General features: G+C 64.5%; 27 protein-coding genes and 1 other RNA gene. 13 read left to right on the top strand and 15 right to left on the bottom strand.

What is annotated here, in order from left to right:
- Positions 1–26 precede the first annotated feature (26 nt).
- Positions 27–380, top strand: a transfer-messenger RNA (tmRNA) gene (gene ssrA, locus BUA05_RS04450).
- Between the two features lie 267 nt (positions 381–647).
- On the opposite strand, the gene rsmA is transcribed toward ssrA, so the two are convergent.
- From rsmA to BUA05_RS04430, 4 genes are all read right to left on the bottom strand, one after another.
- On the bottom strand, positions 648–1,487 hold the full coding sequence (gene rsmA / locus BUA05_RS04445) for a 16S rRNA (adenine(1518)-N(6)/adenine(1519)-N(6))-dimethyltransferase RsmA (RefSeq protein WP_072673451.1): 840 nt from the start codon (positions 1,485–1,487) through the stop codon (positions 648–650).
- Positions 1,480–2,505 (bottom strand): 4-hydroxythreonine-4-phosphate dehydrogenase PdxA, encoded by a 1,026-nt coding sequence (gene pdxA, locus BUA05_RS04440; RefSeq protein ID WP_072673450.1) that lies wholly within the window; start codon positions 2,503–2,505, stop codon positions 1,480–1,482. The genes rsmA and pdxA overlap by 8 nt, the downstream gene beginning before the upstream one ends.
- Positions 2,502–3,878 carry a peptidylprolyl isomerase gene (locus BUA05_RS04435; protein WP_072673449.1) on the bottom strand — a complete coding sequence of 459 codons (1,377 nt, stop codon included), beginning with the start codon at positions 3,876–3,878 and terminating at the stop codon, positions 2,502–2,504. The genes pdxA and BUA05_RS04435 overlap by 4 nt, the downstream gene beginning before the upstream one ends.
- 184 nt (positions 3,879–4,062) lie before the next feature.
- Entirely contained in the window at positions 4,063–6,360 is a 2,298-nt protein-coding gene (locus BUA05_RS04430; RefSeq protein WP_084662466.1) for an LPS-assembly protein LptD, read from the bottom strand.
- A 148-nt stretch (positions 6,361–6,508) separates the two neighbouring features.
- Between BUA05_RS04430 and BUA05_RS04425 the strand changes: the two genes are divergently transcribed.
- The 5 genes from BUA05_RS04425 to ndk all read left to right on the top strand — a co-directional run bounded on the left by BUA05_RS04425 (position 6,509) and on the right by ndk (position 9,778).
- Complete coding sequence (locus BUA05_RS04425; RefSeq protein WP_072673448.1) at positions 6,509–7,969, top strand: leucyl aminopeptidase; 1,461 nt, start codon at positions 6,509–6,511, stop codon at positions 7,967–7,969.
- Between the two features lie 24 nt (positions 7,970–7,993).
- On the top strand, positions 7,994–8,134 hold the full coding sequence (locus BUA05_RS04420) for a DUF2256 domain-containing protein (RefSeq protein ID WP_072673447.1): 141 nt from the start codon (positions 7,994–7,996) through the stop codon (positions 8,132–8,134).
- A 49-nt stretch (positions 8,135–8,183) separates the two neighbouring features.
- Positions 8,184–8,624 carry a DNA polymerase III subunit chi gene (locus BUA05_RS04415; RefSeq protein ID WP_072673446.1) on the top strand — a complete coding sequence of 147 codons (441 nt, stop codon included), beginning with the start codon at positions 8,184–8,186 and terminating at the stop codon, positions 8,622–8,624.
- Between the two features lie 84 nt (positions 8,625–8,708).
- A complete protein-coding gene (locus BUA05_RS04410; RefSeq protein WP_158093679.1) occupies positions 8,709–9,209 on the top strand; it encodes a hypothetical protein in 501 nt (166 codons plus the stop codon).
- A gap of 146 nt (positions 9,210–9,355) precedes the next feature.
- The gene (ndk, locus tag BUA05_RS04405; RefSeq protein WP_072673444.1) at positions 9,356–9,778 is read left to right on the top strand and encodes a nucleoside-diphosphate kinase; all 423 of its coding nucleotides are present in this window, start codon (positions 9,356–9,358) and stop codon (positions 9,776–9,778) included.
- A gap of 54 nt (positions 9,779–9,832) precedes the next feature.
- Here the strand turns inward: ndk and BUA05_RS04400 are convergent, their stop codons facing one another.
- From BUA05_RS04400 to purM, 3 genes are read right to left on the bottom strand one after another with little or no spacing between them, the layout of a single operon-like run.
- Entirely contained in the window at positions 9,833–11,038 is a 1,206-nt protein-coding gene (locus tag BUA05_RS04400; RefSeq protein ID WP_072673443.1) for a sulfotransferase family protein, read from the bottom strand.
- Positions 11,038–12,003, bottom strand: coding sequence for a phosphoribosylglycinamide formyltransferase (gene purN, locus BUA05_RS04395; protein WP_072673442.1), 966 nt, complete (start codon positions 12,001–12,003; stop codon positions 11,038–11,040). Before purN ends, BUA05_RS04400 begins: the two co-directional genes overlap by 1 nt.
- Positions 11,996–13,093, bottom strand: coding sequence for a phosphoribosylformylglycinamidine cyclo-ligase (gene purM, locus BUA05_RS04390; protein WP_072673441.1), 1,098 nt, complete (start codon positions 13,091–13,093; stop codon positions 11,996–11,998). The genes purN and purM overlap by 8 nt, the downstream gene beginning before the upstream one ends.
- 69 nt (positions 13,094–13,162) lie before the next feature.
- On the opposite strand from purM, the gene BUA05_RS04385 reads away from it, so the two are divergent.
- The 4 genes from BUA05_RS04385 to BUA05_RS04370 are packed head-to-tail and all read left to right on the top strand — an operon-like array spanning position 13,163 to position 16,300.
- Positions 13,163–14,464 carry a hypothetical protein gene (locus tag BUA05_RS04385; RefSeq protein WP_072673440.1) on the top strand — a complete coding sequence of 434 codons (1,302 nt, stop codon included), beginning with the start codon at positions 13,163–13,165 and terminating at the stop codon, positions 14,462–14,464.
- Positions 14,465–14,484: 20 nt separating this feature from the next.
- Positions 14,485–15,144 (top strand): HdaA/DnaA family protein, encoded by a 660-nt coding sequence (locus BUA05_RS04380; protein WP_072673439.1) that lies wholly within the window; start codon positions 14,485–14,487, stop codon positions 15,142–15,144.
- 44 nt (positions 15,145–15,188) lie between these two features.
- Positions 15,189–15,920, top strand: a complete 732-nt coding sequence (gene epsC, locus BUA05_RS04375) for a serine O-acetyltransferase EpsC (protein WP_072673438.1) — start codon at positions 15,189–15,191, stop codon at positions 15,918–15,920.
- A gap of 14 nt (positions 15,921–15,934) precedes the next feature.
- Positions 15,935–16,300 carry a DUF2794 domain-containing protein gene (locus tag BUA05_RS04370; RefSeq protein ID WP_342742086.1) on the top strand — a complete coding sequence of 122 codons (366 nt, stop codon included), beginning with the start codon at positions 15,935–15,937 and terminating at the stop codon, positions 16,298–16,300.
- 66 nt (positions 16,301–16,366) lie between these two features.
- On the opposite strand, the gene BUA05_RS04365 is transcribed toward BUA05_RS04370, so the two are convergent.
- A complete protein-coding gene (locus BUA05_RS04365; protein ID WP_072673436.1) occupies positions 16,367–17,296 on the bottom strand; it encodes an SDR family NAD(P)-dependent oxidoreductase in 930 nt (309 codons plus the stop codon).
- A 137-nt stretch (positions 17,297–17,433) separates the two neighbouring features.
- A complete protein-coding gene (locus BUA05_RS04360; RefSeq protein ID WP_072673435.1) occupies positions 17,434–18,129 on the bottom strand; it encodes an HAD-IA family hydrolase in 696 nt (231 codons plus the stop codon).
- A 91-nt stretch (positions 18,130–18,220) separates the two neighbouring features.
- Here BUA05_RS04360 and glmU point away from each other — a divergent pair, with 91 nt between their 5' ends.
- The 3 genes from glmU (at position 18,221) to BUA05_RS04345 (ending at position 20,543) form a co-directional block, all read left to right on the top strand.
- Complete coding sequence (glmU, locus tag BUA05_RS04355; RefSeq protein ID WP_072673434.1) at positions 18,221–19,603, top strand: bifunctional UDP-N-acetylglucosamine diphosphorylase/glucosamine-1-phosphate N-acetyltransferase GlmU; 1,383 nt, start codon at positions 18,221–18,223, stop codon at positions 19,601–19,603.
- Positions 19,600–19,872 (top strand): HNH endonuclease, encoded by a 273-nt coding sequence (locus BUA05_RS04350; RefSeq protein ID WP_072673433.1) that lies wholly within the window; start codon positions 19,600–19,602, stop codon positions 19,870–19,872. The genes glmU and BUA05_RS04350 overlap by 4 nt, the downstream gene beginning before the upstream one ends.
- Positions 19,873–19,946: 74 nt before the next feature.
- Positions 19,947–20,543 carry an SOUL family heme-binding protein gene (locus BUA05_RS04345; RefSeq protein WP_072673432.1) on the top strand — a complete coding sequence of 199 codons (597 nt, stop codon included), beginning with the start codon at positions 19,947–19,949 and terminating at the stop codon, positions 20,541–20,543.
- A 3-nt stretch (positions 20,544–20,546) separates the two neighbouring features.
- On the opposite strand, the gene BUA05_RS04340 is transcribed toward BUA05_RS04345, so the two are convergent.
- From BUA05_RS04340 to BUA05_RS04315, 6 genes are all read right to left on the bottom strand, one after another.
- Positions 20,547–20,798: a DUF1153 domain-containing protein gene (locus tag BUA05_RS04340; protein ID WP_072673431.1), complete on the bottom strand. Its 252-nt coding sequence runs from the start codon at positions 20,796–20,798 to the stop codon at positions 20,547–20,549.
- A gap of 315 nt (positions 20,799–21,113) precedes the next feature.
- Complete coding sequence (locus tag BUA05_RS04335) at positions 21,114–23,258, bottom strand: prolyl oligopeptidase family serine peptidase (RefSeq protein ID WP_084662465.1); 2,145 nt, start codon at positions 23,256–23,258, stop codon at positions 21,114–21,116.
- A gap of 248 nt (positions 23,259–23,506) precedes the next feature.
- The gene (locus BUA05_RS04330; protein WP_072673429.1) at positions 23,507–23,764 is read right to left on the bottom strand and encodes an ATP synthase F1 subunit epsilon; all 258 of its coding nucleotides are present in this window, start codon (positions 23,762–23,764) and stop codon (positions 23,507–23,509) included.
- Positions 23,764–23,964, bottom strand: a complete 201-nt coding sequence (locus tag BUA05_RS04325; protein WP_072673428.1) for an eL24 family ribosomal protein — start codon at positions 23,962–23,964, stop codon at positions 23,764–23,766. The genes BUA05_RS04330 and BUA05_RS04325 overlap by 1 nt, the downstream gene beginning before the upstream one ends.
- A 6-nt stretch (positions 23,965–23,970) precedes the next feature.
- A complete protein-coding gene (gene atpD, locus BUA05_RS04320) occupies positions 23,971–25,428 on the bottom strand; it encodes a F0F1 ATP synthase subunit beta (protein WP_072673427.1) in 1,458 nt (485 codons plus the stop codon).
- Between the two features lie 99 nt (positions 25,429–25,527).
- Entirely contained in the window at positions 25,528–26,397 is an 870-nt protein-coding gene (locus tag BUA05_RS04315; RefSeq protein WP_072673426.1) for a F0F1 ATP synthase subunit gamma, read from the bottom strand.
- Positions 26,398–26,401: the final 4 nt, after the last annotated feature.

Genomic DNA, 26,401 nt, shown 5'->3' with positions numbered 1-26,401 from the left:
CATGCCTGGCCGCGCGCACGCTTTAGTCACTTTAAATTCAGGATCGGCGCGCTATATCAGCGGCGTCGGGCAACCGACTATGGCGATAAATTGCTGCGTGCAATAGATGCAACGGACCCGGGGGCAGTACCCGGCGGCTCCACCAGAAGCGGCGGCCCATCACAGTGGCAACCGCAACTCCTGATGGGGCCGAACCAGGATCGACGTGTGTTGAAAAGCGTAGTTTTTGCCCGGGCTGAGTAACCCGCATAAGGCTCAAAAACCATAAGTGCCAACGATAACGAAGCACTCGCAATCGCCGCGTAATTGATGGGCTAACGCCCTGATATTATAAGGCTAAAAAGCGCGGTTGGACCGACCGGGCAACAGAACGGATACCGGGGGCCCGGGGGAGCCTAGCAACAGAATCCCCCACCTTTCCCACGGTTGATAAGACGTACAAGGGCCGCTGTCAGAGCGACGGACCTGCTCCCCCGAAACGGGAGCGCGAGCCTAGCAACGCAAATCCCCCACCTTTCCCACGGTTGATAAGACGTAGAAGGGCCGCTGCCAGAGCGACGGACCTGCTCCCCCGAAACGGGAGTGCGAGCCTAGCAACGCAAATCCCCCACCTTTTGCCGTCCACGCACCGGAAGTCTGAAGAAAGTTCAGCCCGCGTGCCGGTTCTGATCCAGCGCCCGCGCCAGCGCGACAAAATCGGCCACGCCCAGCGTTTCTGCCCGCCGCGTCTCGTCAATGCCCAGCACCGCCAGCGCATCGAGCGCGCCCGGCACCCCCTTCAAGCTCTGGCGCAGCATCTTGCGGCGCTGGCCAAAGGCGGCTTCGGTCAGGCGTTCGAGCATCCGGGCCGATACCGTTTCGGGCATGTCGGCGGGGGTAACATGGACAATCGCGCTCATGACCTTGGGCGGCGGGGTGAAGGCGCTGCGGTGGACTTTCATCGCCAGCGCGGCATCGGCGCGCCACTGGGCCAGCACGGCCAGCCGGCCATAGGCATCGCTGCCCGGCGCAGCGACAATCCGATCTGCCACCTCGCGCTGGAACATCAGCGTGAGCGAGCGCCATTGCGGCGGCCACGCCTCTCCCGAAAGCCATTTCACGAACAGCGCGGTGCCGACATTATAGGGCAGGTTGGAAGCCACGTGAAACGGCGCGCCGTGCATCAACGTGGCATGATCAAGCTTCAGCGCATCGCCCTCGATCACCGTCAGCTGACCCGGAAACGCCTCACCCAGTTCGGCCAGCGCGGGAAGGCAGCGGCGGTCCATCTCGATCGCGGTGACCTTCGCCCCGGCGCGCAGCAGCGCCCGGGTCAGCCCGCCGGGGCCGGGGCCGACCTCCAGCACGCTTTCGCCCGTCAGATCACCGGGCAATGCGGCAATGCGGGCGAGCAATTGTTCGTCGAGCAGAAAGTTCTGCCCCAGCGCCTTCGACGCGGCGAGGCCGTGACGCTTGATCACCTCGCGGATCGGGGGAAGATCAGCCATTGCTGCCCGCTGTCGCCCGCGCTGCGGCCATCTCGTTCGCCATGATGATCGCTGCTGCCATTGCGCCGGGATCGGCAAGACCTTTGCCCGCAATGTCGAAGGCGGTGCCGTGATCCGGCGAGGTGCGGATGATCGGCAGACCGAGCGTCACATTGACGCCCTCGTCCACCTCAAGCGCCTTGAGCGGGATCAGCGCCTGATCGTGATACATCGCCAGCGCTGCGTCATAGGTGGCGCGCGCGCGCGGGGTGAACAGCGCATCGCCGGGGACGGCGCCGAAGGCGTCGATCCCCTCGGCCTGAAGGGCAGCAATGGCAGGTGCGATGATGCGCGCTTCCTCGTCGCCGAACTGGCCGCCTTCTCCGGCATGCGGATTGAGCGCAGCGACCGCGAGGCGCGGTGCGGCGATCCCGAAATCGCGCCGGAGGCCCGTGGCAACGATCCGTCCCTTGTGGATGATCAGTTCCGACGAAAGCAAACCCGGCACTTCGGCGAGCGACACGTGGACCGTCAGCGGCACGGTGCGCAGGCTCGGCCCGACCAGCATCATCACCGCATCGCGATAGGGCTGGCCGCAGGCATCGGCGAGAAATTCGGTCTGGCCGGGATAGTCCCAGCCGATCGCCGCCAGCGCGCCTTTGGAGACAGGAGCGGTCACAAGGCCACCCGCCACGCCGGAAAGCGCGAACCGCGTTGCCCAGCTGAGCGAGGCGAGCGCAAGCTGTGCGCCCTCGCGGCTCGGCGCGCCCGGCGTCCATGCCGCATCCAGCCCGGCCATCACCGGCAGGCCAGCAGATGATGCGAACAGGGCTTCGGCCGGATCGGCGATTGGCACGATCGGGCAATCGATGCCGAGTGTCTCCGCCGCCGCCCGCAACAGCGAAGGGCCGCCGACCACGAAGGCGGGCGGCGGGCGCCCTTCCTTGCGAAGGCGCAGCCACGCGCCGAGTATCACTTCCGGGCCGATGCCCGCCGGATCACCCAGCGCGATGGCGAGAGGCGCGGCCTGTGCGCTCAATTGTATTCGATATAGGCGTCGTTGCGCAGGTCGCGCAGGTAACGCTGGGCGCGCTTGTTGATGCGTTCCTGCTCGATCTGGTCCATCACCGCGGCAAAGGTCGGTGCGCCGGCATCCTCGGGATCGTCACGTCCGCACAGCATCAGCACGCGCACACCATCCTCGATCCCGCCGAACAGCGGCGTGGTCTGGCCGATCTGCAGGTTCATGATCAGCGGCCGCAGCTGTTCGGGCAGGCTGGCGACCTTCAGCTGGTCGTTGGAAATCACCTGCGCGCCGAACTGCGCCGCCGCCCCGTCAACATCGCCGCAGCCCCTGAGGGATTCGACGAAGGTTCCGAATTCGTTGACCTTGATTTCGGCCTGCGCTTCGGTCACGTCCGGCGGGAACGCGATCGAAATCTGCTTGAGGCTGAGGATCGCGTCGCTGGGATCGGCCATCAGCACCTGGCGCTTGTTGATCAGGTAAAGGATCGAGAAACCGCCTGGAATTTCGATCGGCCCCTGCAACTGGCCTGCCTGCATCTGCCGCGCCGCGGTTGCAAGCGGCGGCGGAAGCTGGCCGAGCCGCACCCATCCCAGATCGCCGCCAACCACCGCCGTGGTCGCTTCGGAGAACTGCCGGGCATAGGCGACAAAGCTGCCGCCCTGCTGCAATTGCTGCATGATCGCCTGAGCATTGCTCAACACCGCAGCGCGGTTTTCGGTAGTGGCGGAGAGGTAGATTTCGCCGAGCCGGTATTCATCTGTCCCGCGCGAGGCTTCGAGCCGGGCGAGCACGTCGTTCACTTCTTCGGCCGAGACATTGACGAAGGGCATGATATTGCGCCGCAGCAGGTTTTCCCAAGCGGCTTCGCCTTCGATCTGGCGCTTGAGCGCGGAAGGCGAGGAGCCGATCGAAAGCAGATATTCGTCCATCTTTTCGGGATTTGTGCCGAAGTTCTGGGCTGCGAGCTGTTGATAGGTCTGCTCGACCTCCGCCGCCGACACTTTCAGTTCGGCGGCCTCGGCCGCTTGCACCTTGAGCGTTTCGTCGATCAGGTTGCGCAGCACCTGCACCCGCAGACGCAGCAGTTCCTCGCCTTCGATCGGCGCTTCCGAGGCCGAAGTGACGAGCGCGACGCGCTGGTCGATGTCGGTGCCGGTGATGACATAACCGTTGACCACCGCCGTCGCCGTGCGGCGGTCGGGATCGGCCTTGCCGAAGATGGTGATATCCGCGGGCAGCCCGAAAGGGTTGTCGGCGGTCGGCACGGCGATGGTCTGGGCCGGAGCGGCCGCCGGAACCAGCGCCAGCCCCGCCAGACCCGCCAGCGCAGTCAGCATCACGCCGCCGCGCATCCCGAACTTGGTGGTCTTGGAAAACAGCTTCATTTTCACTCGTTCAATCCCGCCATTATGCGAATTCCTGCGCGACCCCTCACGCGATAACTCCGGCCCATGCGTTGGCATGGCTGAACGCAAGCTGAGTCTGACCCTGTCCCGCGAGGGTCGGGCGAGCTTGCGCCTTGGCCTGCCCCTTAGCCCGATTTGTCGGCGCTGCCAATTCGCTGGGCACCTAGCGGAAGCCGAGGTTCCGCAAGGCGAAGAACAGCTGGAATGTGTTGCCGCGCGCAGCATCGCCTGCGGTGATGAAATCGCGCCGCCAGGTCGCGCCGAATTCGATGCAGTCGTCCTGATAGGCGATCCCGAGCCGTGTGCGGATCGGCTCGAAACCGTCGGGCTGGAAAACCGGGTCTTCATCGGCATTGGTCAGGTTGAACACGCCCGACCCGAACATCGACCATTTGCGCCCGAAGGCGATTCGCGCAGCGGCGCGCAATTCCTCGCGGTCACGCAGATCCTCCACCGTCTGGATATCACGGTTGAGGCGCAGGTAGCCGATCTCGACATAGGTGCGGCGTGATCCGATGGCCGCGTCGATTTCATTGCGGCGGATCGCAAGGTCGTCCTTGTCGAGCCGGAAGCGGTGGGTCAGATTGAGAAAATTGCGATAGCGGATCTGGGTGCGCCCGACGAAATCGGATACGCGTTCAGACAGGCCGGTGCCGACCGGGAAGATCTGATCTTCGGGATCATCGAAGCGGTAGGATTGGCCGATGGTGGTCGACACGCGCCAGCCGGGGCGCTGCAATTCCCAATCGACGCCCCAGGTGATGCGGGTCCCGTCTTCGACCCGATCATAGCCGGGAAAGCGGTTGAGGGCGAAAAGGTTCGAATCCTCAAGATCGATCGCGCGCGCATCCTCGTTGGGCACGGCAAGATTGGTGAGCTTGGGGCTGGCAACGATCTGAACGCGCGGCTTCAGGACCTGCGTGCCGCCGAAAGCCTCGCCCGCAAACGGCCATTCGATGTCGATCGCGGCGGTGGCAATGCCGCGCGTTGTCCACCCCTCGGTCCCGCGATAGGTCGGGGTGGTGGTCGCCAGAATATTGTCGGTATTGTAGACATCGCCGCGCACCAGCGCGGTCATGGTCACCACCTGACCAAGGCCGGTCAGGCGGCGCAGATCCCATTTCGCCCCGGCAAAGGCGCGCTGGGTATCCTGCCCGTCATTGCGCAGCAGCGCGAGCGAATTGACCTGCAATTCAACCTCGCCGCCCAGCACCGGGTCGGCGACAATCTGGCGGAAATCGAGCGCGGGCAGGGCCAGCGGGATCTGCCCCTGTTGGGCATTGATCCGCAGCGTCTGCGTGGCCCAGCCGGCAAGCGAGAAATAGGATTTGTCGGTGATCCGTTCGAGATTGATGGTCGAGCGCAGCCGGTCATCGCGGCTGAGATCGTAGCGGCGCAGGAAGGTGCGGTCCGTGGCAAGGCGGATCGAGCTGGTGAGGCTCCATTCGGGCGAGAACTGGAACCGCCCGTTGCCTTCGATGTAGCCGCGCGGTTCATTCTGAAACCCTGCCGCACCGGTGAAATCGGTAAGGCGGTCGCTGGCGGTAAGATAGCCTGTGACCTGATAGGCACCCTTGTCGGTCAGATGCCGCCACTTGGCGCTCGCCATCGGCGCGACGTTGGAGAACACATAGGCGCCCAGCGTCAGATCGCGGTTGTCGCCAAGCCGCCAGTAATATTCCCCGCTCATCTCCAGCCCGTTGACCTGGCTGACCCGGAAATCGGGAACGAGAAAGCCGGATTCGGCCTTGCCGTCGGTGCGCAGCGCAAGACCGGGCAGTGGCAGGATGCGCGCCCCGAACAGTTCCAGCATCGCGCCGGTAAACCGTATGCGCTGTGTCTCCTGATCAAAGGTCACGCGCTTGGCGGTGATGCGCCAGCTCGGATTCTTGGCACAGCCCTCGGCATCGGTCACGGCGCAGGCGGTGTAGGCGGCATCAGTCAGCACCGCGATGCCACTTTCATCGCGCTGCGCCGAGCGCGCGGCGAGCCGTCCCCCGGCGCGCAGGGCGATCAGCAATTCGGCCATGGCCCCGGCTTCGAAGGTCTCGCTCAGTTCGATCTGGTCGGTGAAGAGCTGGTTGCCGGCCTCGTCCACCAGCCGGATGTTGCCGGTGGCGATGATGTTCCCCGTGCGGCGATCCCAGCTGACCTGATCGGCCCGCACCGAGCGGTCGTCCGAGCGCAGGATGACATTGCCGAGAGCGATGACGGTGTCGACTTCGCGGTCATAGGCCAGTTGCTCGGCCTCGAAATCGATCGCCCGCGCGGTTTCGGTTTCGGTTTCGGTCGGGGTTTGCTCTGGCGGGCCTGTTGGCACGGCTTTGTCCTGTGCGGCCAGCGCAGCGGGCGCGGCTGCGAAGGCCAGCGCAAGCAGGGCGCACAGGGCAGCGGCCCGCGCCGGGGGACGCAAGCCTGGGGACGCGGCGATGCGCGATCCATTCGTGGAGCCTCCCGACATGGCCTTGCCTATTGCACCGCTCGCGCTTAATCGCAATCTGGTTTGCGGCGTTGCGCGCGCCGTTTCCGGCAGGTGCGGGTCAGACCCTGCCAGCGCCGGGCGACCGCGCCTTTGCCTCCGGCGCTTTTCCTATCCTTGCGGAGACCCCATGCAGATCCTTTTTACCGCCACGCCGCCCTCCGCAGTCCGCCTTCACGCCCGGATCGTGAACCAGGGTTCGCCCCTGACCGGGCTTGATGCGGCGCTGACCGAAGGTGCGGCTGCCGCGCGTTTCTCCGGACGAGTCGGGCAGGTGTTCGAAGGTTTTGCCAGCGACGGCGGAACGCTGCGGCGGATCGCGCTGGCTGGCGCGGGCGAGGCAGGGGCGGCCGAACGCAAGCTGCATCTGGAACGCGCGGGCGCTGCCCTGACCGGCAAATACCTGGTTTCTGGCGAAGCTGCGATGGTGCTCGATCTGGGGCAGGCCGGGCTTTCGGCCGATGATGCCGCTGCGGTGCTGCTCGGTCTGCGCCTGCGCGGCTGGCGGCATGACAAGTATCGCACCAAACTGGCTGCCGACAAGCGGCCATCGCTCGCCACCATCCATGTGATCAACGCGCCCGGCGGGACCGAAGCTGTGTGGGAGCGTGAGGCTGCGCTGGCCAAGGGCGTGGAATTCGCCCGCTCGCTTGTGACGGAACCGGCCAACATCATTTACCCCGCCACCTTCGTGGCCGCCTGCGAGGAAGCCTTCGCCGGCACCGGGGTGGAAATCACGGTGCTGGGCGAACCGGATATGGAGGCGCTCGGCATGGGCGCGCTGATCGGCGTGGGCAAGGGTTCCGAGCATGAATCGAAGCTGCTGGCGATCCGCTGGAACGGCGGCGGGGGGGATGACAAGCCGACCGTGTTCGTCGGCAAGGGTGTCACCTTTGATACCGGCGGGATCTCGCTCAAGCCGCCGCCGGGCATGGAAGACATGAAGTGGGACATGGGCGGTGCGGGCGCGGTGGCAGGCACGATGCTGGCGCTCGCCTCGCGCAAGGCCAGGGCCAACGTGATCGGCGTGATGGGCCTGGTCGAAAACATGCCCGACGGCAAGGCGCAGCGCCCCGGCGACATCGTCACCACCATGAGCGGGCAGACGGTCGAAGTGCTCAACACCGATGCCGAAGGGCGGCTGGTGCTATGCGATGCCTTGCATTGGGCGCAGGAAGAATATGCGCCGGCCCGGATCGTCGATCTTGCCACGCTGACCGGCGCGATGATCATTGCGCTGGGCAATGAATATGGCGGCATGTTCGCCAATGACGATCTGCTGGCCGACCAGTTGACGGCAGCGGGCAAGGCCACGGGCGACAAGCTGTGGCGGATGCCGCTTGGCGCCAATTACGACAAGCTGATCGATTCGCCCGTTGCAGACATCAAGAATGTCGGCCCGCGCGAGGCCGGATCGATCACCGCCGCGCAGTTCCTGCAACGGTTCGTGAAGAACGGCACGCCTTGGGCGCACCTCGATATCGCCGGGATGGTGTGGGCATCAAAGCCCGGTCATTCATGGGACAAGGGCGCAACCGGTTACGGGGTGCGCCTGCTCGATCAGTTCGTGCGGGATGTCGTGGAAGGCTGATCGGGGAGACGTTTCATCCCCAAGATGCGGAAGAAGTCGGATTTACCGACCAAGACCTGCCTCGCCTGCGGGCTGCCCTTCACCTGGCGCAAGAAGTGGGAGCGGGACTGGGGCGGTGTGAAATATTGTTCCGACCGGTGCCGGAGAGGGAAATATTCGTCATGAGATCGTCAATCACTCATCCCCTCCTCACGTAGCGAAGCGGTAGGATAGGATGACACAAAAGCTCGATTTCTGGCAATACACCCGTGACCCGCTTGAGAAGGTCGTCGCGCTGATCACCAGGCGTGTGCTGGGCGAGGGCGAGCGCGTGCTGGTGGTCACCGCCGAGGCGCAGCAGCGCGCCGCGATTTCGCGCGAATTGTGGCAGGCCGGCCCGGAAAGCTTCCTTGCCAATGGCGAGGCGGAGGCGCCGGGGGCCGAGCGTCAGCCGATCCTGCTGTCGGGCGATCTTGCGGCTCCCAATGGTGCCAGTCACCTGATCCTTGCCGATGGCGTTTACCGGGACAGCGAAGGGTTTGCCCGCGTCTTTCTGTTGTTCCCACCGGAGGCTGCGCCCGAAGCGCGGCAGGCGTGGCGCGCACAGGATGGCCGCGCCGATATCGAACGCGCCTATTTCGCGCAGGAAGACGGGCGCTGGGTGAAAAAGGGCTGAAGGCTTGCCGCAAGCGTGCCGATGGGGAATGCTGCGCGCCGGATGTGACTGGGGAGAGAGAAAATGCGCATTTCGGCACTGGTTATGGCTGGGGTTATGGCTGGCGGCACGGCGTTGATGCTGACGGCTTGCGGTTCGGAAACCTCGGGGGAATTCACGACTGATGACGGCGAAACCGCCGAATATTCCATCGACAAGGACAGCGGCGAAACCTCGATGACGGTCAAGAGCGCGGATGGCACCGCCACCTTGCGATCGGGCACGGATGTACCGGTCGATCTGCCCGACGGCTTCAGCCTCTATCCCGGTGCCAAGGTCCTTACCAACACGGTCGTCAACCAGCCCGACGGCAAGGGCACGATGGTGATGTTCGAAACCGGCGACGCTGCCGACAAGGTGATCGCGCATTTCCGCAAGCAGGCCGAGCAGGCCGGTTTCGACATCCAGATCGACGCCAACATGAATGGCAGCCTGATGATCGGGGGCGAGCGCAAGCGCGACGGATCGACCCTGTCGGTCACCGCCAATCCCAATGAAGGTGATGCCACCACCGGCCAGTTGATCATCGGCAGCAAGGCGGGCTGAACGGCGTGGCTGGCGGCTGCCAGTTGATGGGACTTGAAACCGCGCCCGCCCGGGGCTAGGGGCGCGGCGCAATTTACCTGTCCCGCGATGCCGGGCGGGATTTCCCCCGTGCAGCCACCCCGCTGCCTTTCAAGGACACTCATACCATGGCGGTTACCCGCACCTTTTCGATCATCAAGCCCGATGCCACCCGCCGCAACCTGACCGGCGCGGTCACCAAGATGCTGGAAGACGCCGGTCTGCGCGTTGTCGCTTCCAAGCGAATCCACATGACCCGCGAACAGGCCGAAGGCTTTTACGGCGTCCACCGCGAGCGTCCCTTCTTCGGGGAACTCGTCGATTTCATGATGAGCGAGCCGGTGGTGGTGCAGGTTCTCGAAGGCGAAGACGCCGTGACCCGCAACCGCGACATCATGGGCGCGACCAACCCGGCTGATGCTGCCCCCGGCACGATCCGCAAGGAACTGGCCCTGTCGATCGGTGAAAACACCGTCCACGGTTCGGACAGCGAAGAAAATGCCGCGATCGAAATCGCGTTCTTCTTCAACGAAGACGAAATCGTCGGCTGATTTTTCGCCGCTTGCGATGCCAAGGGCCGTCCCGGCTGGGGCGGCCCTTTTGCTTTATTCTGCCTCTGCAAACCGCGCGAGTTGCGCAGCATGGGCGTGGTGGTGGCCTTCGGCGCTTGCTGCCATCACCTTGTGCATCGCGATCAGCGCGTCGGCCGACAGCATCATCCCCAGATCGGCATAGCAGCGCGCCATCGCACCTTCCCAATCGGCGTTCAGTTCATCGAAGGTCAGCCGCGCGATGGGGCCTTGCCAGCCCGCCAGCGCGCCTGTGATCCGTTCCTCGCGCAGGGCGATCTTGTGCCGCCAGCGCGCGGCGATCTGTCCAAGGTCGCAAGCGTCGGACTGTATTGCCATCTGGTTCGCTGCGAGGCTGACGGCGCTGCGCAGCACCGCCTCAGGCTCGCGCTGGGCCAGCACCAACCGCGCCCCGGGCAGCAGGGCGAGCAGCGTGGCGAGATCCTCGGCAAAGGCGGGGACTTTCAGCACGCGGGGACGGTCGGCGATACCGCGGTGTGCAGCGTCGGTCCTGAGAATGCGCAGCATCTCGCGGTAGACGGGCGCAGGGTCCTGGCCTTCGCTCCACGCGCTGTAAGCGGGGATATGCCACTGCGATTCGAAAATCGAATGGTGGAGCGCGGCAGATAGCCATGCCAGCTCCTCCTCCACGCCGCTGGGTGCCATCGGGTGGATCGATTGCATCCACGGATTGATCGCGCCCAGCATCGCCAGTTCGACCTTGCTGACGAGCCTGTTCATCCCAAAGCGCGCCGGAACCGGGTGATAGGCATCGCAATAGCGGGTGTGCGAATGCGCGGGGTCAGCGGCCAGCAGCTTGTGGATCCGGGTGGTGCCGCTGCGCATGTGTCCGATGACGATGATCGGCGCAGGCAGCGGTGTGGCGGGAAGGGCGGGCCGATCTGCCCATAGCGCGCCGAACGCCAGCCGGTTCTTCACCACCCGCGACAATTGCCCCCAGGCCATCGCTGTGCCGAGCGGGTTGAGATCAGCCTCGGCATGGGCCGCTGCGACCAGCCGGGTGAGCCGCTCCCGGAAATCGGCAACGTCCTCGGCGCTGCGCCCGCCCTGCTCTGCCGCTTCGGCCTTCGCGCCATAGGGCTTGGCCGCGAGCGCCCACAGTGCGTCTGGATCGAGATTGGGCGGGGGCAACCAGCCCTTGTCCCACGCCTTGCCGAGGAAGTCGTTCGCCCGCTGCGCGAGTGGCCCGCGCGCCAGCAGATGATCGCGGGCCGGAGCCATCAGAATTCGTCCGCTACATCCATGAAGCGCGTCAACCGTCTGGGCGCGACAGAGCGCCAGCTTCTTTGCAGCCACGCATCGACATCGCCCCAGTCCAGATCAGCCCGGTCGAGGGTCAGCCCGACCCAGCCGCTCGGCCCATAGAAGGCGGGTTTGAAATAGGTCTCCGGCTGATCCTCGACCAGTGCATGGAGTTCGTCCATCCCGCTGGTCTTGACCAGCAGCGCGATCCGTTCATGGCCGTGGGGCCGGTCGGAGAAATAGGCGAAATATTTGCCCGATTTGCCTGTGCCGACCCGGAAACCCGCCGAACCGAAGCTGTCCTGCTCGCAGGTTTCCGGCAGGGCGAGGGCGCGGGCGCGCACTGCGGCCAGCAGCCATGCCGGATTGCGCCAGCGCGACACGTAATCGGCCACCGCACGCGGGAATAGCTGGTGTTCGGCCAGCCGCACCCGCTCGGCAAGGCTGGCGGGCGTTTCGCCCGGCGCGATGGCGACGCGGGCCTGCGCCAGAACTTCGCCCGAATCGAGATCGGGCGTGACCAGATGCACGCTCGCTCCGGCATGGCTGTCCCCGGCCTCGATCGCGCGGGCGAAGGTGTCCAGCCCCTTGTATCTGGGCAGCAGCGAGGGATGGATATTGAGCATCCGACCCTCCCAGCGCTGCACGAATTCATCCGACAGGATGCGCATATAGCCGGCCAGCACGATATGATCGGCGCCTGCCTCCAGCACGGCGGCCTCCATCGCCGCATCATGGCTCGCACGGGTCATCCCCTTGTGCGCTTGGGCGAAGGTGGGGATGCCTTCCAGCCCAGCCAGCTTCAGGCCGGGCGCTGCGGGATCGTTGCTGGCGACCAGTACCACCTCATAGGGCGCGTCAGCCATGCGGCTGGCATAGAGCAGCGCGGCCATGTTGGTGCCGGCACCCGATATGAGGATGGCGATGCGGGCCTTTTCAGCCAAGATGGGTCGCGCTCCATTCGCCTTGTGCCGCCCACGTTTCGACCGAACCGCGCACGGTGCAGCCCTTGTCGCCGCTTTCGATCCGGCCAACCTCGAACACTGTTTCGCCCGCCGCTTCAAGCCGCTGGGTGACCGCCGCAACCTTGTCCGCCGCCACGGCCAGCACCATGCCAACCCCGCAGTTGAAGGTGCGGGCCATTTCCTCCGGCTCGATATGCCCCTGCGCTTGCAGGAACGCCATCAGGCGCGGCTGCGGCCACAGGTCGGCGTCGACATGGGCGTGTGCGCCATCGGGCAGGATACGCGGGATGTTTTCCAGCAATCCGCCGCCAGTAATATGGGCGAGCGCGTTGATCTGGCCGTCGCGGATCAGCGGCAGCAGGCTCGAAACATAAATCCGGGTGGGCGCAATCAGCGCGTCGATCAGCAGTTGCTCCTGATCGAACAGGGCGGGACGGTTGAGTTTCCAGCCCTTGTCCGCCGCCAGCCTGCGCACCAGCGAATAGCCGTTGGAATGGACACCGGATGACGCCAGCCCGATCAGCACATCGCCCGGCGCAACCTTGTCGCCGGTAAGCTGCTCTCCGCGCTCGACCGCGCCGACGCAGAAGCCCGCCAGGTCGTAATCACCGGGCGCATACATCCCCGGCATTTCCGCCGTTTCGCCGCCGATCAGCGCGCAGCCCGCGATCTTGCAGCCTTCCGCAATCCCGGCGATCACCCGCTCGGCAACGCCGTTTTCCAGCTTGCCGGTGGCGAAATAATCGAGGAAGAACAAGGGCTCGGCGCCCTGCACGATCAGGTCGTTGACACACATGGCGACCAGATCAATGCCAACGTTATCATGCCGGTCATGCTCGATCGCGAGCTTCAGTTTGGTGCCGACCCCGTCGTTCGCCGCGACCAGCAGGGGATCGTTATAGCCTGCCGCCCTGGGATCGAAAAACCCGCCGAATCCACCCAGCTCGCTGGTCGCGCCGGGACGCGCGGTGGCCCTGGCCAGCGGGGCGATGGCTTTCACAAGGGCATTGCCCGCAGCGATCGATACGCCGGCTTCGGCATAGGTGTAAGGGGAGTTCTTGCCGTTCATGCACGCCGCTTTAGCCTTTCGTGCTTGGATTTCCACTCGCCATTGGGCAAAAGGCGCGCGATTTCCCCGATGAGCGTGTCTCCCTCCCTTTCCGGCCCCGGTGCCGCCCCTGATCGCCCGGCGGCTCGTGCCCTGCTGCGCCAGTTGGGCGGCGTGGCGCTGGCGCTCGGTTTGCTGGGCGGCGGCTATGCGCTGGTGGCGCAGGTGGCGGGCGATCGCGGCATCGCGCCCACTGCCGCCAGTGCAGATATCGAGGTGCGCGGGATCAGCGTCGATGTCACTGGCGATTCTGCCGAAGAAGCGCGCGCCAAGGGCTGGCGCGAGGCGCAGCGCAAGGCGTGGGCCAAGATCAAGGGCCCCAAGATCGGCGACAGCCAGCTTGACGGCCTCGTTTCCGCCATCGTGATCGAGCAGGAGCGGCTGGGCCCCAAACGCTATATCGCGACGCTGGGCGTGGTGTTGGACCGGCAGCGCGCCAGTGGCTATCTTGGCGGGGCGCAGCAAGCCTCGCGTTCGGCACCAATGCTGCTGATCCCGGTCGAAGTCAGCGGCGGGACTTATACCGCATTTGAACGGCGCAATGCGTGGCAGCGTGCCTGGGCCGGGTTCAATCCGGGCGCCAGCCGGATCGATTACATCCGGCCAAGCGGGGCGGGGGGCGATTCGCTGCTGATCAATTTCGGCCAGACCGGGCGCCACAGCCGCGCATGGTGGCGCAGCACGCTGGATCAGTATGGCGCGGCCGATGCGCTTATGGCCTTTGCCCGGATCGACCACCAGTTCCCGGGCGGCCCGGTGAACGCCACCTTCACGGCGCGCTATGGCCCCGATAGTCATGTGCTTGAAAGTTTCACCCTGACTGCCGCCGGGCCTGATGAAGTGCCTGCGATGCTGGCGCGCGCGGTCGTGCAGATGGACGGTATCTTCACCGGCGCGCTCGTCAGCGGCAAGTTGCGGCCCGATCCGACCTTGCGGCTGGGCGGTTCGGGCGAGGTCGATCCGGCGATCGCGCGCCTGATCGACATTGGCCGCGCGGTGCGCGAGCGGGCCGAGGCCGAAGCAGCGGCGGCGGCTGGCGTTGCGCCGCGGATTGAAGCCCAGCCGGTGACCGGCGCCGAAACCGGCGAGGCAGCAGTGCGATCCATTGTCGTGCAGTTCGCCACCCCCGATGCCGCGGCGTTCGATGCTGCACTTGGCGCGGTGCGCGGCACCGCGGGCGTGCGCGGACTGGCCGTTACCAGCACCGCGATCGGCGGCACCTCGGTGATGAGCGTAAGCTATGCCGGAACGCTCGAAGAACTCGCCGGCGCGCTTGAGGCGCGAGGGCTAACGGTGCGGCGGGGGGCAAACGCGCTCGCCATCAGCCGCTGAGGCGCGGGGTGCCATCGCGCATGAGCCGCCATACTTCCTCCCAGATCGCCCTGCCTTTGTCCGCCCGCGCGCCGACCGAGGCGCAGCGCATTGTCGTCGGCAACGCCAATGCTGCGGTGATCGAGGCCTTGCAGGATCCCTTGCGCTGGCCGTTTCACGTGGCGGTGCTGACCGGCCCGCCGCGCTCTGGCAAGTCGCTGCTGGCCCGCTGGGCGCAGGGCCTTGCCGAGGCCGGACGGCTCGACGTGATCGACGATGCCGAGCAGCTGGACGAGACCGACCTGTTCCATCGCTGGAACGCGGTGCAGCAAGGCGGGGTGCGTGAAAGCGGGGCGCTGCTGCTGGTCGCCAATGCCGATCATCGCAATGGCGGCTGGCAGATCGCGCTGCCCGATCTTGCCTCGCGCATTGGCGGATCGCTGCAACTGGCGATTGGCGCGCCCGATGATGCATTTGCCGCGGAGCTGATCCTTGCCCATGCGGAGGCGCGCGGCCTGACGCTGCCCGATGGCGCGGCGGAATATCTTGTGCCCCGCACCGAGCGCAGCTTTGCCGGGATCGAGACGCTGGTGGCGACAATCGACCGCATCTCTCTTGAACGTCAGTCGCCCGCCACCATGTCGGTATGGCGCGCGGCGCTTGAGGCCATGCATGGCCCCGAGCAGCAGCGCCTGCTCTAGCGCATGAGTTGCATCGCGCGGCTTTTGGTGGGAATTATGGTGCCATGTTCGACCGTCTGAGCAGCTACCTCGACTCGGTGCGTGCGCGCGATCCCGCGCCGCGTTCGCGTTGGGAAATCCTGCTTTATCCCGGCGTGCTGGCGCTGGGCTTTCACCGCATCGCGCATTGGCTGTTCCACGCGCGGCTTTATTTCCTCGCCCGTTTCGTGAACCACCTGTCGCGCCTGCTGACCGCGATCGATATCCATCCCGGCGCAAGCATCGGCAAGAATTTCTTCATCGACCACGGCTTTACCGTGATCGGCGAGACGGCCGAAATCGGCGATAATGTCACGATCTACCAATGTGTTACGCTGGGCGGCACCAACCCGACCAGCGGCAAGGGGGGCAAGCGCCATCCGACGCTGATGGACAATGTCATCATCGGTTCGGGCGCGCAGATCATCGGCCCGATCGTGGTTGGCGAACGCGCGCGGGTCGGGGCCAATGCGGTGGTGACCGAAGATGTGCCCGCGGGCGCGACCATGGTCGGATTGAAGGCACGCTCGACATTGGTTCCAGCCGAACAATGGCTGCGCGAATTCATCCCCTATGGCACGCCCTGCGATGATCCTCCTTGTGACGACGAAGGCCGCCCGCGCCGCGATTGCATCGAAAAGCTGGAGGCTGAAATTACCGGCATGAAGGAAGAACTCGCCACGATGAAAGCGATGCTGGCCCAGCGCGATGCGCCGGTGCAGGATGAATTGCCGTTGAAAAACGGGACCGAAGATTGATCCGGGGTGGGTGATTGAAAAATACGGGACAGATTTCCGGTCTGGCCGGTCAGGTGGTCAGCTTTCCAGGCCGTGGCGCGCAACAGGTCGGGTTCGAACGGGCCGAACTGATGCGGATTCTCGATCTCTATGGCCGGATGGTCGCTGCCGGTGAGTGGCGCGATTACGCGATGAATTTCGATCGCCACGCCGCCACCTTCGCCGCCTTTCGCCGCGCTGCCGAACGTCCGCAGGCGCGGCTGGAAAAGCGCCCGGCGCTCAGGGCCAAGCAGGGGATGTGGACGCTGTTCGGTGAGCACGGACAGGTGCTCAAGCGCGGTCATGATCTGGCAAATGTGCTCGCTCCGATGGAGCGGCGGCTGTTGAAGGCGGTCGATTAGCACCCCAAAAGCAAAGGCCCGCCCCTTTTGCAGGGACGGGCCTGAATTATCCCGATGTGAACCGGATCAGCCGCGCGCGCTGGCAGGGCCAGTGCCGGTGACCTTCTGCATCGCCTTGAGGATATTGGCCGACTGCTCGCTGCCCGATTGCGGGGCGACAAGGTTGGTGAAGGCGTTGATATCATCCCAGCGTGCGGCGAAGCCTTCAACAGTGCGCTCGCCGTCCGGCAGCCACACCGCGTCGTTCATCACCGTCCACGAGGAATGGAAGCCGCCCGCGCCCGCGCCGACGATGGCATTGGTGGGCGAATCCTCGCTGACGAGGAACAGTGCTGCCGGAACCACGTTTTCCGGCGCGAACAGCTTGAACGCTTCTTCGGGGAACAGGTCTTCGGTCATGCGCGTGCCGGCGACCGGCGACAGCGAGTTGACGCGGATGTTGTACTTCGCGCCTTCAAGTTGCAGCGTCTTGGTCAGGCCTGCAAGGCCCAGCTTGGCCGCGCCGTAATTGGCCTGGCCGAAATTGCCGAACAGCCCGGTTGAGGACGCGGTCATCAGCACGCGGCCATAGCCCTGTTCGCGCATGGTTTCCCAGCACGCCTTGGTGGCGAAGGCCGAACCGGTGAGGTGGACCTTGACCACGAATTCGAAGTCGGCGGGCTCCATCTTGATGAAGGTCTTGTCGCGCAGCACGCCCGCGTTGTTGATGAGGATGTGCACGCCGCCCCACTTCTGCTTGGCGTCGGCGACCATCTTTTCCATCTGATCATATTCGGTGACCGATGCGCCATTGGCGATCGCCTCGCCGCCCATCGCCTCGATCTCGGCGACGACCTGCGCGGCCGCGTCAGACGTGCCGGTGCCATCGCGCGATCCGCCGAGGTCATTGACCACAACCTTGGCACCGCGCCGCGCGAGTTCCAATGCATAGGCCTTACCCAAACCGCCGCCCGCACCGGTGACGATGGCTACCTTGTCCTTGAAACTGATGGTCATGCGTGTTTCTCCTGTCTTGCGAGTGGAGCGCAGCGCTGATGCGCTTTACGCCCGCGTAAACCTGATTGGCGGGCGCTGCGTGGCACTTTCGGGCGCGCCATGCAACTGCCGAACTGACAGAGCCGGATGCCGTAAGGTCAGCTGGCGCTGCCAATCGCTTCAAGCGCGGGAATCAATTCGGGAAACGAATCGATCACCACATCCGCGCCCAGTTCATGCGGTGGCATGTCGCAATAGCCATAGGCTGCGGCAACCACCGGAACGCCGGCCCCGCGCGCTGCGCGCACATCATAGGTCGAATCGCCGATAAAGGCCATGTGACCGTTTCCTGTCGCCTCGCGCGCGGCGATGACCGGGGCTGGGTGAGGCTTGGCGAGGAACTGGCCATCTTCGCCCTTGCCCATCGAATCGCCGCCGATCACCGTCTCGAACGCGCCGATCAGATCAAGCTGGCTGAGCACATCGCGGGCAAAGCCTTCAAACTTGTTGGTGACCACCGCCATCCGCACGCCCTTGTTCGCCAGATCCACCAGCGCCTCGCGCACACCGGGATAGGGCACGGTGTGGATGGCATTATGCGCGGAATAATAGGTCAGCATCGCCTTGTAGAGCTGCTTGAACTCGTCTGCCGGCAATCCGCCCTGCGCATCCACCGCGCGCGCCAGCATGATCTTGGCCCCGCCGCCGATCAGATCCTTGGAGGTTTCGACCGAAACCTCGGCGAACCCGCCCAGCACCAGCGCATGGTTCACCGCCGCGCCCAGATCGCGGAAGGTATCGAGCAGGGTGCCATCAAGGTCGAACCCGATCGCGTCGAAGGGAAATTTTTGCATGCTTGCCTCCAGAAGAATGGGCGGGTGGCGGATGCTTCTTCAAACCGCAAGCAATTGCTGCCATGCGCGCGTTTCCCTAAGGACAGGCCCCATGACTGATACGACACATCCCTTCGCCGCCATCATTCTTGCAGCGGGCAAGGGAACCCGGATGAAAAGCGATCTGCACAAGGTGCTGCACCCGATTGCGGGGCGGGCGATGATCCTGCACCTGCTCGACAGTTTCGCCGAATTGGCGCTGGCGCGGACGGTGGTGGTGGCAGGCGACCGGCGCGAACAGCTTGAAGCGGCACTGGCGGGGCACGGGGTTACCATCGCCTTGCAGGAACCGCAGCTTGGCACCGCCCACGCCGCGTTGATGGCACGCGATGCGCTGACCGATTTCGATGGCGATGTGCTGGTCTGCTTCGGCGATTGCCCGATGGTGCGGTCCGAAACGGTGCGCGCCATGATCGAACGGCTGCATGCGCCCGATGCCCCCGCCGCCGTGGTGCTGGGGTTCGAGCCTGACGATCCGCTGCACTATGGCCGGGTGATCGCCGACGACGATGGCATCATCCTCAAGATGGTCGAATACAAGGACGCAGACGAAGGCGAGCGCGCCTGCCACTTGTGCAATTCGGGCCTGCTGGCCGCCCGCGCTGCGGATCTGTTCGCGCTGCTGGCGCGGGTCGGCAACGACAACGCGCAAGGGGAGTACTACCTTCCCGATGTCATCAACATCGCCATCGCCGACGGAAGGCCTTGCGCGGTGGTGACCGCGGCCAGCGCGGACGAAGTGGCCGGGATCAACAGCCGCGCCGAACTCGCCGCTGCCGAAGCCCGCTGGCAGGCGGCACGCCGGCTGAAGGCGATGGATGAAGGCGCAACCTTGCTGGCGCCCGACACGGTGTTCTTCAGCTGGGATACCGCAGTCGGCCGCGATGTCACGATCGAACCCAACGTGTTCTTCGGCCCCGGCGTACGTGTGGCCGATCACGTGCTGGTGCGCGCCAACAGCCATATCGAAGGCGCGAGCCTCGCCAGCGGGGTCAAGGTCGGGCCTTTTGCCCGCCTGCGCCCGGGCACGGTGCTGGAAGAGGGCAGCTTCGTCGGCAATTTCGTCGAGGTCAAGAACGCGGTGTTGCACGCAGGGGCCAAGGCCAGCCACCTCACCTATCTCGGCGATGCCACCATCGGTGCGGGCGCCAATATCGGTGCTGGCACAATCACCTGCAATTACGATGGCTATTTCAAGTACAGGACCGTGATCGGGGAACGGGCCTTCATCGGCTCGAATTCCGCGCTGGTCGCCCCCGTCACCATCGGCGCGGATGCGATTGTCGCAGCGGGCAGCACCGTCAGCCGCGATGTCGCCACCGGAGAACTGCGCATGGTGCGCGCCGAACAGCTGGTGAAACCCGGCTGGGCTGATCGGTTCCACGATACGATGAAGAAGAAAAAGGCTGCCGGAAAAGACAAGGCCAAGGGATGAGCGATGAAAGCGGTCTCACCTGCTGGCTCTGCGCGCGCCCGCTGGGCGATATCGTCCAGTGGCATCACCCTGTGCCCAAGGCCAAGAAGGGCAAGGTGAAGGTTGCCGTCCACCCGATCTGCCACAAGACGATCCATGCCAACTTCACCAACAGCGAACTCGCGCGCATCGGCGATGATGTCGATGTGATCCGTGACAATCCTGCCATTGCCAAATTCGCCGCGTGGGTGGCCAACAAGCCCGCCGATTTCGACGCGCCGACGCGATAGACTGTCGCACGCGCGGGAACCTTTGCGCTCCCCGACGGCTGATTGTCCGGGGGCTTTGCACAAGGAACTTGCCAATGCGCATCGGACGATGGATCGCCGCCGGAACGGGCATCGCGCTTGTAGGAGCTGCCGCTGTTTACGCCCAGTATCGCAACACTGAGGAACCCGAATTTACGCTGGTCCGCGCCGAAGGGGATTTCGAACTGCGTGATTACCCGTCGCTGGTGGTGGCCGAAGTCACCTCCTCCGGGGATCGCCAGCGCGCCAGCGGGGCCAGTTTCCGCCGCCTTGCCGCCTATATCTTTGCGCAGGATCGCCCCCAAGGCGGGGAAAGCATCGCCATGACTGCGCCGGTGATCCAGCAGGAAACCGACCAAGGCGCATGGCAGATGCGGTTCGTGATGCCGGCCAAGTACACGCTCGAAACCCTGCCGCCTGCGCCCGCCGATATTGCGCTGACCGAGGTGCCGGCCCGACGGATGGCGGCAATCCGTTTTGCCGGCAACGGGAGCGCAGGCGATCTCGCCGCGCATGAAGCCAGCTTGCGTGAATGGCTGGCCGGGCAGGGTATCGCCCCTGTGGGTGAGGCGGAATATGCCTTTTACGATGCCCCGATGGTGCCCGGCCCGCTGCGCCGTAACGAGGTCCTGATCCCGGTCGCGGCGGACTGACCTTCAGGCGTCCTGCATCTGTGCCCTGTCGCAGGCCGCATCGCCTCCGCTGGCGATGTAATCCTTCTCCCACTGTTCAAACTCGCTGCGGCTGAGCAGGTAACGCGTGCGCGCCTCGTGAAAACTGATCGCCCGTTCGCGCACGGCGCGCACCACATCATCCTTGCGCGCCTTCGACCAGTGGACGCGGTGGCTCTTTGGCAGGCTGTAGCGCCTGACCGCTTCGGCAATCGAGATATCCCTGGGGTAGGCCATGCGTCGGCTCCTTTGTGATCTTGCTGTCATCGCCCCCGATGCAAGGAATGTTGACGGTCAGGCTTAACAAGGGGCTGCCAGACAGGGTTAAGCGGGCGTTGATGAAGTGCACCGTGCCGCGCTTGCGACGAGCCGAGGGCAAAGTGTCGGATTGGTTAAGCCCGTGCGGCGCTTGAGCATTTCCAGCGCGTGATGCGTCAGCATCTTAGCGCGCTGGTATTACAGGTTGTCGCGGCTGCTCTTGTTCGCGAATGCAAAAGGGGCGGCTCCATCGCTGAAGCCGCCCCTGATCTTCCTTGTCGCGATCGGCGAAGTTCAGTCGCCGCCGGTTGCACCGCGTTCGTCCATCAGCCGCTGCATCAGGTACACGAATTGCAGGGCCTGCAGCTTGGCGCGCTGATCATTGTCGACCCCGCCCGAATGGCCGCCGGTGGTATCCTCGAAGTAGTAATAGGGCTGGCCCAGTTCCTTCAGGCGCGCTGCGCCCTTGCGTGCGTGCGCGGGGTGGGTGCGATCATCCGCGGTCGATGCCCACAGGAACGGGGCGGGGTAATCCACGCCCGCTACGATCTTCTGATAGGGCGAATAGCCTTCGATCCAGGCGCGCTGTTCGGGGATGCGCGGGTCGCCATATTCGCCGATCCACGAAGCCCCGCGCCCGATCAGATGATAGCGCAGCATGTCGAACAGCGGGATCTGCACGATGGCCGCGCCGAACAGATCGGGCCGCTGGGTAAAGGCGGTACCGACCAGCAAGCCGCCTTGCGATCCGCCCTGAATGCCGAGATGTTCGGGGCTGGTGAAGCCGCGCTGCACCAGATCATCACCCACCGCGATAAAATCATCCCAGGTGCGCTGCTTGTTCTCGCGGATCGCAGTCTGGTGCCACATCGGCCCGAACTCGCCGCCCCCGCGCATATTGGCGAGCACATAGGCACCGCCCTTTTCAACCCACAGCTTGCCGGTCGAACCGAGATAGGCCGGCAGGCGCGCGACCTGGAAACCACCGTAACCGGTCAGCAGCGTCGCCGTATCGCCGTCCAGCACCATCCCCTTGGGCTTGACGATGAAGTAGGGGATTTTCGTTCCGTCCTTGCTGGTCGCCTCGTGCTGCTCGACCTCCATGCCGTCAGGCGCGAAATAGGCCGGGCTGGTCTTCAGCACCGCCGGGGGCGCGGAGCCATCAGTGTAATACAGCGTGGTCGGCTCCAGAAACCCGCTGACCGTGTACATGATCTGGTCGGTCTCGTTCGACGAGGCCACGATGCCGAGCGTGGCGTTGTCGGGCAGGGCGACCTCGCGGCTGACCCATTGGCCCCCGTTCTGGCTGGTATCAAAGTTGAACTCCAGCACCTTGCCCACGACATTGTCGAGCAGCGTCACGAACAGCGCATTCCCGGTGATCGCGCCGCCCTGCTTGGTCTGGCGTTCGCCCGGCGCCCAGACGAGGGTCTTTGCCGCACCGTTCGGGTTGGCCTTCCATTCCTCCAGATCGACCGCGATCAGGCTGTCGGCAGGGAAGGTCTGACCTTCCACCTCCCAGTTGACATCGGTCGAATAGAGCAGGTGACCGTCCACGATGCCGTAGGGTGATGCCTTCTTCGGGATATCGAGTTGCAACCACTCGCCGTCCTTTTCGACGTAGTAGAGGCTTTCGTGGAAGCTGACGCCGCGAAATGCTGTGTGGGCGTGAATCGTTCCGGTGTTGTCGCGCAGCAGGCTCGCCCCTGCCCACACGTCGGTTGGCTCACCGCGGAAGATTTCGGGCGCATCGGCGATGTCCGTGCCGCGCGTCCACACGCGGCTGGTGAAGGGATATTCGCTTTCCGTGAGGGTGCCTTCGCCGAAGCCGCGGCCTACCAGCAGCGTGTCTTCATCGATCCACTGCACGCCGCCCTGACTTTTCGCGTCGAGCACAAAGCCGCCTTCGACGAACTGCTTCGTCGCGGTATCGAATTCGCGCATGATGGTGGCATCTTCGCCCCCGTCAGACAGCGCGATCATGCACTTGTTGAGCGCCGGGGGCAGGCAGGTCGAGCCCTGATAGACCCACTCCTTGCCTTCAGCCGCGGCCAGCGCGTCGACATCCAGAATGATCTCCCATTCGGGTTCGTCGGTGCGGTAGCTTTCAAGGCTGGTGCGGCGCAGCAGGCCCTTGGGGTTCGCCTTGTCCTGCCAGAAATTGTACAGCCCATCGGGGCGGAAGCTGACGAAGGGGATGCGATCTTCGCTGTCGAAAATCGCCAGCGCCTCGGCCTTCAGCTGGGCAAATCGCGGGTCAGCCTCGAACGCGGCGAGGGTGCGGGTGTTTTCCTTGGCGACCCAATCGAGCGCCTCCTCGCTGCGGGCTTCCTCAAGCCAGATATAGGGATCCTGTTCAGGGCCGGGGATGCCGGCGACGCCGCTTTCCTTAGCGGTTTCCTCGGCGGCCGATGCGCCGGTGGTTGCGGTGATCGTCATTGCGAGCGCCAGAGCAAGGGTTGAGACAAGTTTCAAGCGTCCTCTCCTTCAAAACGATTCCCATCGCCGCGGCATCACTGCGCAGCCCGGAAATCGTGATCAAACAAGCAGCGAAAGCGGCCTTGTGCTTTCAGGAATTGCTGGGCCCATGTGTGGCCGGATAACCAAGCAAAGGGAAGGGGATAGACGCAAGAAGGGCGGGTCATTCGCCCGCCCTCGTTGTTGGTTCGTCGATTGGTCGTGCAGGCTTATCCCTCGACATGCTCCGCGAGTACGGTGAGGCCCTTTTCACTGACCTCGGCAAAGCCGCCGCGCACCTGAATGATTTCCGGCGCGCCGTTGGCGCTGGCGAAGACCTGCACTGCGCCGTCGCGGATGGTCGACATGAAAGGCGCATGGCCTTCCAGCACGCCGAATTCACCTTCGGTACCGGGGACGACCACCATGTGGACATCCTCCGAACGGACGAGCTTGGCGGGGGTCACGAGTTCGAAGTGGAGTGGCATTATCCGTTTCCGTCCAGCGCGGCATCGAAGTGCTTCGTGGCCGCATCAAATTTGTCCCGGCACCCCGGGTTGCAAAAGCCCACGACAGCCCCGCGATACAGCGTCAGGCTGTCACCCGACACCGGCTTGCCCGACCACGGACAGGTCTGGTTGACGCAGTCGGCAAGATCGGGTGATCCGGCGTGCTGTGGGTTTGTCATCGCTGCTTACGCCTCTTCGGCCATCTTCTTGGCCTTTTCGATGACCTGTTCGATCCCGCCAACCATGTAGAAGGCCTGTTCGGGCAGGTGGTCATATTCGCCATCGACCACCGCCTTGAAGCTCTTCACGGTGTCTTCGATTTGCACGAACACGCCCGAAATGCCGGTGAAGACTTCGGCGACGTGGAAGGGCTGGCTGAGAAACTTCTGGATCTTGCGCGCGCGGGCGACGATCAGCTTGTCCTCTTCCGACAGTTCATCCATCCCCAGAATGGCGATGATGTCCTGCAGGCTCTTGTACTTCTGCAAGGTTTCCTGAACGCGGCGCGCGGTTTCGTAGTGCTCGGCACCGACAACGCGTGGTTCGAGCACGCGGCTGGTGGAATCGAGCGGGTCAACCGCCGGATAAATGCCAAGCTCCGAGATCGCACGGTTCAGCGTCGTGGTCGCATCCAAGTGAGCGAACGAAGCAGCTGGTGCCGGATCGGTCAAATCATCCGCGGGAACGTAGATCGCCTGCACCGAGGTGATCGAACCCTTGTTGGTCGAGGTGATGCGTTCCTGCAACTTGCCCATGTCGGTGGCCAGCGTCGGCTGATAACCCACCGCCGAAGGAATGCGGCCGAGCAGCGCCGACACTTCGGACCCTGCCTGCGTGAAGCGGAAGATGTTGTCGACGAAGAACAGCACGTCCTGGCCTTCGACGTCGCGGAAATATTCCGCCATGGTCAGGCCCGACAGGGCGACGCGGGCACGCGCGCCCGGGGGCTCGTTCATCTGGCCGAACACGAGCGCCACCTTGGAGCCTTCGCTGGTCGCATTGCCATCGGCATCCTTGGCGATCACCCCTGCATCGAGGAATTCGTGGTAGAGGTCGTTGCCCTCGCGGGTGCGCTCACCCACGCCAGCAAACACCGACACGCCGCCGTGGCCCTTGGCAATGTTGTTGATGAGTTCCTGAATCAGCACAGTCTTGCCCACGCCCGCGCCGCCGAACAGGCCGATCTTGCCGCCCTTGGCATAAGGCGCCAGCAGATCGATCACCTTGATGCCGGTGACGAGGATCGCCGCGTCGGTTGACTGGTCGATGAAGGCCGGGGCTTCGGCATGGATCGGGGCGGTGCTTTCCGCACCGATGGGCCCGCGCTCGTCAATTGCTTCGCCGACGACATTCATGATCCGTCCCAGCACCTTTGGGCCGACCGGCACCGAGATCTGCGCGCCGGTGTTGACGACTTCGCTGCCGCGCACGAGGCCTTCGGTTGCGTCCATCGCGATGGTGCGCACGGTGTTTTCGCCAAGGTGCTGGGCGACTTCGAGCACCAGCGTCTTGTCGCCGTTGCGGGTTTCCAGCGCGGTCAGGATCGCGGGCAGATCCCCTGGGAACTGCACGTCGACGACAGCGCCGATGACCTGGCTGATGGTGCCGTTTGTCGTTTGATTCAGGGCGGGTGCGGTGGCCATTTTAGGTTTCCTTGCCTTCTAACCTTGTGTGCTCCTGCGAACACAGGAGCCTAGTCGCGAGTGGCTCCTGCTTTTGCAGGGGCGCACGGGGTTCCAAAACTACAGCGCTTCTGCGCCTGCGATAATTTCAATCAGCTCGGTGGTGATCGCCGCCTGACGCTGGCGGTTGTAAACGATCGTCAGCTTGCTGATCAGATCACCCGCGTTGCGCGTGGCGTTGTCCATCGCGGTCATCGAGGCGCCCTGTTCGGAAGCCTCACGTTCGAGCAGTGCGCCGAACAGCTGGGTGCGCACATAACGCGGCAGCAGTTCTTCGAGGATTTCCTCCTCGCCCGGTTCGTAATCGACCACCGATCCGGTGTCCTCGGCCACAGTCGGCGCGGGGACAGGGATCAGCTGGTTGACGGTCGGGTCCTGCACCAGCGCCGACTTGAAGGTCGGGTAGACGAGGTGCGCGATATCGAACTTGCCCGCATCGAACATCGCAATCAGTTCATCGGCGATGGCTTCGGCTTCTGGGAAACCGGGCGTCTTTACCGTGCTGGTGTCAAAGCCTGCGCCGATCAGGGTCGGGAATTCGCGCTTCAACGGCGCGCGGCCTTTCTTGCCGACGAGGTAGAATTCCACCACCTTGCCCTCGGCCAGCAATTCACGCGCCTTGATCTTGGCGGCCTTGACGATGTTCGAGTTCAGACCGCCGCACAGCCCCTTGTCGGTGTTGACCACCACGAGGAGGTGACGCTGATCCGCGCCGGTGCCGCTGAGCAGCTTGGGCGCAGAATCGCCCGCAACCTTGCCAGCGAGGCTGGCCATCACCGCCGCCAGCCGCGTGGCATAGGGCCGCCCGGCCTCGGCCGCAGCCTGCGCACGGCGCAGCTTGGCGGCTGCGACCATCTGCTTGGCCTTGGTGATCTTCTGGGTCGATTTGACCGAGTTGATCCGACCTTTCAGTTCCTTGAGTGAGGGCACTGGG

This window comes from Erythrobacter sanguineus (genome assembly GCF_900143235.1).
Taxonomy (GTDB): domain Bacteria; phylum Pseudomonadota; class Alphaproteobacteria; order Sphingomonadales; family Sphingomonadaceae; genus Erythrobacter; species Erythrobacter sanguineus.
This window is presented reverse-complemented; position numbering and strand designations above follow the sequence as displayed.